Source organism: Rhodoplanes roseus (assembly GCF_003258865.1).
In the GTDB taxonomy this organism is placed as follows: Bacteria; Pseudomonadota; Alphaproteobacteria; order Rhizobiales; family Xanthobacteraceae; genus Rhodoplanes; species Rhodoplanes roseus.
In genome coordinates, this window is record NZ_NPEX01000242.1 from 1 (window position 1) to 9,034 (window position 9,034).

The 9,034-nt window shown below is 68.1% G+C and carries 10 protein-coding genes; 4 read left to right on the top strand and 6 right to left on the bottom strand.

The features are described 5' to 3' along the window. From CH341_RS24325 to CH341_RS24335, 3 genes are all read left to right on the top strand, one after another. The coding region (locus tag CH341_RS24325) for an electron transfer flavoprotein subunit alpha/FixB family protein (RefSeq protein WP_111421570.1) at positions 1-847 on the top strand (847 nt) is incomplete at its 5' end. A 13-nt stretch (positions 848-860) separates the two neighbouring features. Continuing rightward, the gene (locus CH341_RS24330; RefSeq protein WP_111421571.1) at positions 861-2,165 is read left to right on the top strand and encodes an FAD-dependent oxidoreductase; all 1,305 of its coding nucleotides are present in this window, start codon (positions 861-863) and stop codon (positions 2,163-2,165) included. Positions 2,166-2,196: 31 nt separating this feature from the next. Beyond that, the gene (locus tag CH341_RS24335; protein WP_111421572.1) at positions 2,197-2,493 is read left to right on the top strand and encodes a ferredoxin family protein; all 297 of its coding nucleotides are present in this window, start codon (positions 2,197-2,199) and stop codon (positions 2,491-2,493) included. 9 nt (positions 2,494-2,502) lie between these two features. On the opposite strand, the gene CH341_RS24340 is transcribed toward CH341_RS24335, so the two are convergent. Genes CH341_RS24340 through CH341_RS24350 form a run of 3 tightly spaced genes read right to left on the bottom strand, consistent with a single transcriptional unit; the run spans position 2,503 to position 5,329 of the window. Beyond that, on the bottom strand, positions 2,503-3,483 hold the full coding sequence (locus tag CH341_RS24340) for a tetratricopeptide repeat protein (RefSeq protein WP_111421573.1): 981 nt from the start codon (positions 3,481-3,483) through the stop codon (positions 2,503-2,505). A gap of 58 nt (positions 3,484-3,541) precedes the next feature. Then, positions 3,542-4,501 carry an ADP-ribosyl-[dinitrogen reductase] hydrolase gene (draG, locus tag CH341_RS24345; RefSeq protein WP_111421574.1) on the bottom strand — a complete coding sequence of 320 codons (960 nt, stop codon included), beginning with the start codon at positions 4,499-4,501 and terminating at the stop codon, positions 3,542-3,544. 9 nt (positions 4,502-4,510) lie between these two features. Beyond that, positions 4,511-5,329, bottom strand: coding sequence for an NAD(+)--dinitrogen-reductase ADP-D-ribosyltransferase (locus tag CH341_RS24350; protein WP_111421575.1), 819 nt, complete (start codon positions 5,327-5,329; stop codon positions 4,511-4,513). A 640-nt stretch (positions 5,330-5,969) separates the two neighbouring features. Here CH341_RS24350 and CH341_RS24355 point away from each other — a divergent pair. Continuing rightward, positions 5,970-6,179 (top strand): cold-shock protein, encoded by a 210-nt coding sequence (locus CH341_RS24355; RefSeq protein WP_111357322.1) that lies wholly within the window; start codon positions 5,970-5,972, stop codon positions 6,177-6,179. Positions 6,180-6,426: 247 nt separating this feature from the next. On the opposite strand, the gene CH341_RS24360 is transcribed toward CH341_RS24355, so the two are convergent. The 3 genes from CH341_RS24360 to CH341_RS24370 all read right to left on the bottom strand — a co-directional run bounded on the left by CH341_RS24360 (position 6,427) and on the right by CH341_RS24370 (position 8,697). Further along, positions 6,427-6,651: a hypothetical protein gene (locus CH341_RS24360; protein WP_111421576.1), complete on the bottom strand. Its 225-nt coding sequence runs from the start codon at positions 6,649-6,651 to the stop codon at positions 6,427-6,429. Positions 6,652-6,727: 76 nt separating this feature from the next. Next, on the bottom strand, positions 6,728-7,006 hold the full coding sequence (infA, locus tag CH341_RS24365) for a translation initiation factor IF-1 (RefSeq protein WP_111421577.1): 279 nt from the start codon (positions 7,004-7,006) through the stop codon (positions 6,728-6,730). Between the two features lie 17 nt (positions 7,007-7,023). Then, entirely contained in the window at positions 7,024-8,697 is a 1,674-nt protein-coding gene (locus CH341_RS24370; RefSeq protein WP_170149785.1) for a DEAD/DEAH box helicase, read from the bottom strand. Positions 8,698-9,034 lie beyond the last annotated feature (337 nt).

Sequence of the window (9,034 nt, forward strand, 5' to 3'; positions counted from 1 at the left end):
CGCCGACCTCGTCTACACGATCACCAACGACATCCTGGCCGACTACCGCAACGAGCCCTATTCCAAGGCGCTGACCGACCTGGTCGAAACCTACAAGCCGGAGGTCCTGCTGCTCGGCGCGACGACGCTGGGGCGCGATCTCGCCGGCGCCGTGGCGACCACGCTGCTCACCGGCCTCACGGCCGACTGCACGGCGCTCGACGTCGATCCGGACGGATCGCTCGCCGCCACCCGGCCGACCTTCGGTGGCTCGCTCCTGTGCACCATCTACACGCTCAACTTCCGGCCCCAGATGGCGACCATCCGGCCGCGCGTGATGGCGATGCCGGACCGGATCGAGCGGCCGCTCGGCCGCCTCGTCGAGCATCCGCTCGCGATGGTCGAAGAGGACGTGATCACCAAGGTCCTGAAGTTTCTTCCGGACCGCGATTCGACGAAGTCGAACCTCGCTTATGCCGATGTGGTCGTCGCCGGTGGCCTCGGCCTCGGCTCGCCGGAGAACTTCCAGCTCGTGCACCAGCTCGCCTCCGTGCTCGGCGCGGAATACGGCTGCTCGCGGCCGCTGGTGCAGAAGGGCTGGCAACCGGCCGAGCGGCAGATCGGCCAGACCGGCAAGACGATCCGGCCGAAGCTCTACATCGCCGCGGGCATCTCGGGCGCCATCCAGCACCGTGTCGGCGTCGAAGGCGCTGACCTGATCGTCGCCATCAACACCGACAAGAACGCCCCGATCTTCGACTTCGCGCATGTGGGCATCGTCACCGACGCCCTGCACCTGCTGCCGAAGCTGACCGAGGCCTTCCGCCGGCGGCTGTCGCCGCACATCCGCGACCGCATCGCGAGCTGAGAGAGGACGCGCCATGACGGAAAAGTTCGACGCGATCGTGGTGGGCGCCGGGATGGCCGGAAATGCCGCCGCCCTCACCATGGCGAAGCGGGGCCTCAAGGTGCTGCAGCTCGAGCGCGGCGAGTATGCCGGCTCGAAGAACGTGCAGGGGGCGATCCTCTACGCCGCCCAGGTCGAGAAGCTGATCCCCGAATTCCGGGAGGACGCGCCGCTCGAGCGGCACCTGGTCGAGCAGCGCTTCTGGATGATGGACGACGCCTCGCACACCGGCCTCCACTATCGCTCGGAGGAGTTCAACGAGGAGCGGCCGAATCGCTACACCATCATCCGCTCGCAGTTCGATCGCTGGTTTTCGAAGCACGTACAGGAGGCCGGCGCGATCGTGCTGACCGAGACGACCGCGCTCGAGCTCCTGCAGGATGCGCGCGGCCGGGTGATTGGGGTGCGCACCGACCGCGCCCAGGGCGAGGTGCTGGCCGACGTCGTGGTGCTGGCGGAGGGCGTCAATGGCCTTCTCGGCACCCGGGCCGGCCTGCGCGAGCGCCCGACGCGCGAGAACGTCGCGCTCGCCGTCAAGGAGATGCACTTCCTGCCGCGTGAGACCATCGAGGCGCGCTTCAACCTGAAGGGCGACGAGGGCGCCGTGATCGAGGCGGCCGGCACCATCTCGCGCGGCATGGCCGGCATGGGCTTCATCTACACCAACCGCGAGAGCATCTCGGTCGGCCTCGGCTGCATCGTGTCGGATCTCGCCAAGACGGGGCACTCGCCCTACGAGCTGCTCGAGGCGTTCAAGCGGCATCCATCCGTCGCGCCGCTGCTCGAGGGATCCGAGGTGAAGGAGTATGCCGCGCATCTCATTCCCGAGGGCGGCTACAAGGCGGTGCCGAACCTCTACGGCGACGGGTGGGTGGTGGCGGGCGACGCCGCACAGCTCAACAACGCGATCCATCGCGAGCGATCCAACCTCGCGCTCGCCTCCGGCCAGATGGCCGGCGAGACGGTTGCGGAGCTGAAGGGGCGGGGACTCGAGCCGACCGCCAAGAATCTCGCCGCCTACAAGACCCGAATGATGGAGTCGTTCGTCATGCAGGATCTGAAAAAGTACAAGGACATGCCGGCGCTCCTTCACGCCAGCTCACAGAACTTCTTCCTCACCTATCCGCAGCTCGTGTCCAAGGCGATGCAGAACTTCGTGCGCGTCGACGGCACGCCGAAGATCGAGAAGGAGCGGCGGACCATGAAGTCGTTCTTCGCCGCGCGCTCGCTCGGCGGGCTTTTGGGTGACGCCGTCCGCATGGCGCGGGCGTGGCGCTGACCTCGACGATCGACACGAACCGGAGGGAGCGATGACGAAGGAAACCGACGTCCGCGTCGAGGACAAGCTCTACCAGAACCGCTACCGGGTCGACTCCGGACGGTCGCACATCAAGGTGACGCCGCACGTGACGCCGTCGCCGGAGCTGCTCGCCCTCGTGAAGCTCTGCCCCGCGCGCTGCTACGAGCTCAACGGCAACGGCCAGGTCGAGGTCGCCCACGACGGCTGCATGGAGTGCGGTACCTGTCGTGTTCTGGCGGAAGGCAAGGGCGACATCACCTGGACCTATCCGCGCGGCGGCTACGGCGTGCTGTTCAAGTTCGGCTGAGCCGCGGCTTCACCGTCGCGCCGTCCGCTCGCGCAGGGCGGCGGCGCGCTTCTTCAGAGCCGCGGCCTCGGTGGTGCGGCCGGCGTCGTCACGCAGCCCGGCGAGCGCATCGAGAGCATCCGCCAGGACCCTATCGCGGAGCGGCGCCGGGGCTTGCCGCTCGGCGAGCGCCACGGCGCGTTCAGCCAGCGGCTCGGCCTCGCCGGACCGCGCGCGGACGCTGTCCAACGTCACCAGATGGACGAGGCTGAGGGCAACCCCGAGCGGGGACCTGCCGTCCACGTCCGCCTTCTCCGAGATGGCGAGGCGCCGGCGCGCGAGCCGCTCGGCCTCCTCGGGCCGGCCATTTGCGGCATGAAGATCGACCAGCCGCTGTAGCACGTACACCACGATCGCGTTGTCCGGGCCCCACTCCGCATCGATGGCGGCGATCGCCTCGTGATAGAGTTCGGCCGCGGCGTCGACGCGGCCGCTCGCCGCATAGACGTCGGCGAGGCCGCGGGCCGCCGGCGCGGCGAGGCGCGGCCGTTCTTCCGGAGGCACCCTGCCGACGACGGCGCGGATGCGCAAGAACAGCCGTTCGGCGTCGTCCCAGCGCTTCTGCTGGAGGTGAAGCAGCGCCAGCGTGGTGAGCGCGTCGGCGGTCTCCGGGGAGTCCGCGCCGTGGTGTCGTTCGGTCACGGCGAGCGCCGTCGCCAGCAGCGGCTCGGCCCGGTCGAGCCGCCAGGCGTCGCGGTGCAGCGTGCCGAGCGCCGTCAGCGCGGCGGCGTAGCGCGGGCCGGTCTCGCCGTCCTGGGCGCGGGCGAGGACGACGGCTCGCTCGGCGAGCGGCAGCGCCTCGTCCAAGCGCTGGGCGACGTGCAGCACGGTGACTCGCGTGGCGAGCGCATCGAGCTCTGACGGTCGTGTCCGGGCATAGGACACGGCCGCGAGCGCGGCTGCCGCGGCGATCAGGACGCCGACGACGGCGATCGCTCTGGTTCGGCGCATCGTGCGGGCCTCCGTCTCGATGACTCCAGGCGTTGGAGGCTCGGGACGGGCGCTCGGTTCACGCGCGTCGGAACGGGAGTGGCGTGGGCAGCTCCGGGGGAGCCGGCTGCCGCGGCGGATGGGCGGCCTTCGCCCGCAGGGCGGCGGCGAGGCCGAGAAGCCGGGGTGTCTGGTTGCGGATCTCGATCGCGACCTCGCGGTCGAGACGCTTGAGCCAGTGCGCCGGGATCGCGTCGACCCCGTAGGTCGCACCTGCCAGCATGCCGACGATCGCGCCCGTGGTGTCGGCATCGCCGCCCTGGTTGACGGTCTTCACGACGGCCTCGGCGAACGTCCCGGTCGAAAAATAGAAGTGCAGGACGGTCCTGATCGTGTCGACCACATAGGCGGACGACTGGCCGGGGCTGTTCGCGAAGCGAAAGCCGCGATGCTCTGCGACGAGCGCATCGGCGATGTCGCGGACCGAGTCCCGGTCGCCGCCGGCGAGCAGCCGGTGCAGCATGTGCATCAGCGCCACGGACGCATTGTCCGACAGCGGGTGATGATGGGTGGTTCGGCACTGGGCGATGCACCAGGCGGCGCCAGTGTCGGGTGATCCGAGCGTCGCCAGCGCCACCGGCAGCATCCGCATCGCCGCGCCGTTACCGGCATCGCCGTCGAACGAGGGCCCCTGGACCGTGCCCTCGGTGATGAACCGCCGGATGCCGCGCCGGCAGGTATTGCCAATGTCGATCGGCCCGGAGCGCATCCAGCGGGTGAACTCCTCGCACAAGTCCTGGAGGTCGAGGCCGTCCTTGCGGAGCAGCGAGCGGCCGAGCGCCAGCGCCATCTCGGTGTCGTCCGTCACCTGGCCGGCGGCGAGGCGCAGCCAGCCGCCGCCGACGATGCGATCGTGCACGCCGTAGCGTGTCGCGATCTCGCCTTTGGTCATGAACTCGACCGTGCCGCCGAGCGCGTCGCCCACGGCAAGACCCAGGAAGGCGCCGAGCGCCCGCTCGTCCAGGGTCGGCCCCTGCATGGCAATGTCCTACAAGTAGCTCGCCGTCACCCGGTAGTCGCCGCCGATGACCAGATACTCGCCTTCTCCCTTGAGCGGATGGCCGGCCAGCAGCGTGTTGAAGAAGGCGATCTTGGTGGTCGGCACGTGCGCGGTCAGGATGATGTCGCCGAAGCAGTCGGCGACGCCGCGATCCGACGTGAACGAGGCGAGATTGTTCATCCGCACGACCGCGTGGCGCTTGTCGGAGCGGGCGACGATCTGGTGCTCGTCGAAATCGTTGACGCCGCGATAGAGCGTCACGTGGTCCTCGCCGGGAGCCACCATGGTGGCGAGCGCCCACTGGCAGAATTCGTAGACGAGGTCGAGCTGGCTGTAGATCGAGTTGTTGTGGAAGCGGCTCGACATTTTCTGCTCCACATAGGTGGCCCAGCCCTCGTCGGAGATGCGGGCGATCACCTGCTTGTGGAAGGTCGGGAAGATGCCGAAGCGGCTCTCCACCCAGCCTTTCATCACGGCGCCTTCCGGGCTGTTGGAGTCGTAGCCCCAGCCCTTGATGAGGCGCAGGAAGGACGAGCGATAGCGGCGCGTCGCCGGCCGGCCGTCGTGCACCGGCTCCTGCTGCTCGGGATCGAGGCCGAACATCGCCATCATGTAGCTCGCGAAGGCGATGCCCGCGTCCGCCAGATCCGGTGCTTGCGACAGCATCTCGAACAGGCTCCGGTTCATCTCACGAACACCCGAGATCCGCAGCGGAACCGGGTAGTCGTTGTAGGCACAGCTCGCCAGCAGATCGGTCGGCAGGCCCACCAGATTGGTCGAGTGTCCAACGGAACTGCGCCCCGGCATTCGCCTTCGTCCTTGCAAGTGTCGGGCCGTGTCGCCTCGGAGCGAGGTGTCGCGGGCCGGCGCGGTGGGCTGTCGAGAAGAATGAACGAGACCGTGCGTAGCGGGCCGGTCGCCAGGATGCGAGGCGCCGTGGCCGCTCGCCTCCATTCGCATGCGGGCGCGGCGGCGCGCTGATTTCCGTCAACACTTGTCCGAATGGCGACGAATTCGCGTCGGGTGCAGAACGGAGACGTGCTGCGCGGTGTCGCGAACGCGCGGCAGGCGGAGTGAATAATGTAACGTTTGTGAAGGGGCGGTCGGGTGCTTCTACGTCGTCCGAACTGATATCGATGATAAGGTATGTCTATGAACTATTGCGGCGCATCATAATGTGGACCGACAAGGTCCCGCCTAAAACTGCGGCATGCCCAAACTCAAGGCGCATCGAATTTTTTTTGCCGAAGCCGCGGGCGACGGATTGTGTGCTTTTCTGGTCATGATAATCAGATTGCATCGAAGTTTCGGCCGAACGACTTGGCCATGCATGCGGGCCCCGTCCTGCGTCTGACCGACGAGATCTGACTGAACACTCGAGAAACCCACCGTGGGCGGCTCTTTCTGTCCGCGGATATAGACCTGCTCGTCAGTCGAAAGGACGTCTATGAGCACCGGCACCGTGAAGTGGTTCAACGCGCAGAAGGGCTATGGCTTCATTCAGCCCGATGATGGCGGCAAGGACGTGTTCGTTCACATCAGCGCCGTCGAGCGAGCCGGTATGACAAATCTGCGCGAGGGGCAGAAGCTGTCGTACGAGCTGACCCAGGATCGCCGCACCGGCAAGAGTTCGGCCGATCAGCTTCGGGCCGTCTGAGCCTACGATCCCGTTCGAAAGCCCGCCTCGGCGGGCTTTCTGATAAAAAGGGCCCCGCTTGCGCAAGGGCCCGTTGCCGGTCTCTCGTCCGTCGGAAAAGTGCAGGGGCCGAAGCCGCAAGGGCCGGCGGGGCAGGGGACGGGCCCGCCGGGGCAGACGTGATGTCGCTCACATGCGGCACCAGCAGTCGCCCGCAGCCACCCTCTCGGACAACAGTCCCGAATACGCTGCCCGACGAATCTCGGGCTCAGGCCTTCTCGGCCGCCTTCACCCGCCAGAGCTGGAAGCCCTTCGCCTCGATCGCCTTCTCGATCGTGGCCCGCGACAGCTTGTGCGGAGGGTCACGGTCGGGACGTACGACACCGGTCGAGTGCCAGGGGCCGTGCTGGGCGGGAAGCTTGCTGCCGGACGAGTCGCCCGCGAAAGCCCGCAGGTCGTTGGTCGTCTCCGACTCGAACATGAACAGTCGCATGTGCTTTGCCTTTCTTCCCCACCCCACGTGACCGCCCCGAGAGGCGGTGGCCGCCCGGAGCCGGGCGGCCGGTCGCTCAGCGTCGGCGGAACTGCTGACGCTGCGGAGGACGCCGGGCGGGACCGCCCGAGTTCGTCTCCTTGTGGCGGAAGATGATCCGGCCCTTCTCGAGGTCGTAGGGCGACATCTCGACGATCACGCGGTCGCCCGCCAGCGTCTTGATGCGGTTCTTCTTCATCTTGCCGGCCGTATAGGCGATGATCTCGTGGCCGGTATCGAGCGTCACGCGGTAACGCGTGTCCGGCAGGATTTCAGTGACCAGACCTTCGAATTCGATCAGCTCTTCTTTCGCCATGGCTGTGCTCCGATCAATCAGCGCTCGACGCTTTGTCCCACATCGCGGCGGCCCGGCACCCCACGGCGCAGGAACGCCACCTGATCGAGGGCGGTCTCGACCGCCGGCCCGCTGCGGTTCGCGGGCCGCTCGGCGAGCGGCACGCCGACCCTGACGGGCGAGCCGTGCTGGCCTGCATCGTGGGGCCGGCCAGCATCGGGCTGGCGCGGCCGCTGCGGGTCGCGCTGCTGCCGGTGCGGACGCTGCGACGGCTTCTGCGAGCGCGGCTCCGACGGCTGACGCTGCGCCGCGGCGCGGCCGGCGTCATCGAAAGAACGCGGCGGGTTGCCGTCACGGTTCCGCTGCTGGTTCCGGTCACGGTCCTGGTTGCGGGTCCGCTGCTGGTCGCGGCGGGGCTCGCCGTTGCGACCACCGCCGTTGCGTCCCTCGCCTTGACGCCCCTCGACTTGGCGTTCGTCGCCCTGGCGACCCTCGCCTTGGCGACGGCCCTCCTGCCGGCGACCGTCCTGGCGCCGTCCGTCGCCCTGGCGATGCGCCGGGCGGGCGGTGGGCAGCGGCCGGCCGCCGGTGCGGCGGTCGGTGGCCGGGATGCTGCGGCGGATCAGCTTCTCGATGTCGCGAAGGAACGGGAGCTCCTCGGAATCGCAGAACGAGATGGCGATTCCGTCCGCCCCGGCGCGCGCCGTGCGGCCGATACGGTGGACGTAGCTCTCCGGAATGTTCGGCAGGTCGTAGTTGACGACGTGGGACACGCCGTCGACGTCGATGCCGCGGGCCGCGATGTCGGTCGCGATCAGGATGCGGGTGTCGCCGCTGCGGAACGCCGCCAGGGCCCGCTCGCGCTGGTTCTGCGACTTGTTGCCGTGGATCGCCTCGGCGTCGATGCCGCTCTTGGCGAGGCCGCGGACGACCTTGTCGGCGCCGTGCTTGGTGCGGGTGAAGACGAGGCAGCGATCGAGCGGCTCGCTGGTCAGGATCTCGGCCAGGATGGTCGGCTTGGCGGCCTTGTCGACGTGAACGATCCGCTGGTCGATGCGGTCGACCGTGGACGCGGCCGGCGTCACCGAGACGTGGGAGGGGTCGTTCAGCATCTGCGACGCGAGTTCGGCGATCTGCTGCGGCATGGTCGCCGAGAAGAACAGCGTCTGGCGCTGCTTCGGCAGCTTCGACACGATCTTCCGGATGTCGTGGATGAAGCCCATGTCGAGCATGCGGTCGGCCTCGTCCAGCACCAGCACCTCGACGGCGTTCAGCCGCAGGGCGTTGCTGTTGACGAGATCGAGCAGCCGGCCCGGGGTGGCGACCAGCACGTCGAGGCCGTTCATCATGGCCCGCACCTGGCGGCCCATCGAGACGCCGCCGATCGCCAGATCGGTGGCGATCTGCATATGACGACCGTAGGCCCGGAAGCTGTCGAGGATCTGTCCCGAGAGCTCACGGGTGGGGCTCAGCACCAGCACCCGGCAGCTCTTGCGAACGGTCGGCTTGCGGTCGGTGAAGAGGCGATTGAGAATCGGCAGCGCGAAAGCCGCGGTCTTGCCGGTGCCCGTCTGGGCGATCCCGATCACGTCGCGCCCGGCGAGGGCGAGCGGCACCGTCTGGGCCTGGATCGGGGTGGGAGTGACGTAGTTCTCATCGACGAGGGCGCGAGCGATCGGCTCGGCCAGTCCAAATCCTTGGAAGGAAGTCAAAGGGTGCTTTCTGTTCTGCGATAGAGCCCGGGCGCAGCTGTGGCGCGCCGCGTGCAGCGGATGAACGGGACATCCCGCGTGGTCTGGGCTGCCTTCGGGTGGCGGATCGGGCCGAAACCGTTGTTGGATTCGTTCACGCGGCCCATGGGGACCAACCAGAGGTCGGTCAACCCGCTCCCGGCTTATATGAGCCATTTCGCCGCATAATTCAAGCCAGTTATGCGGTACCGAAATACAATTGTCGTTCCATGGCCCAGTCCCGGCGGCCGCGACGCGGCTCCGGCGGGTCTCGGCAGAGGCAGCCACCACAAAGGGCGGCCGCCTCCGCGAGCTGATG

Bases quoted from the DNA above. Each gene is read 5' to 3' on its own strand.
- CH341_RS24330 (WP_111421571.1), top strand. From the start codon at position 861: ATGACGGAAAAGTTCGACGCGATCGTGGTGGGCGCCGGGATGGCCGGA.
- CH341_RS24335 (WP_111421572.1), top strand. From the start codon at position 2,197: ATGACGAAGGAAACCGACGTCCGCGTCGAGGACAAGCTCTACCAGAAC.
- CH341_RS24340 (WP_111421573.1), bottom strand. From the start codon at position 3,483: ATGCGCCGAACCAGAGCGATCGCCGTCGTCGGCGTCCTGATCGCCGCG.
- draG (WP_111421574.1), bottom strand. From the start codon at position 4,501: ATGCAGGGGCCGACCCTGGACGAGCGGGCGCTCGGCGCCTTCCTGGGT.
- CH341_RS24350 (WP_111421575.1), bottom strand. From the start codon at position 5,329: ATGCCGGGGCGCAGTTCCGTTGGACACTCGACCAATCTGGTGGGCCTG.
- CH341_RS24355 (WP_111357322.1), top strand. From the start codon at position 5,970: ATGAGCACCGGCACCGTGAAGTGGTTCAACGCGCAGAAGGGCTATGGC.
- CH341_RS24360 (WP_111421576.1), bottom strand. From the start codon at position 6,651: ATGCGACTGTTCATGTTCGAGTCGGAGACGACCAACGACCTGCGGGCT.
- infA (WP_111421577.1), bottom strand. From the start codon at position 7,006: ATGGCGAAAGAAGAGCTGATCGAATTCGAAGGTCTGGTCACTGAAATC.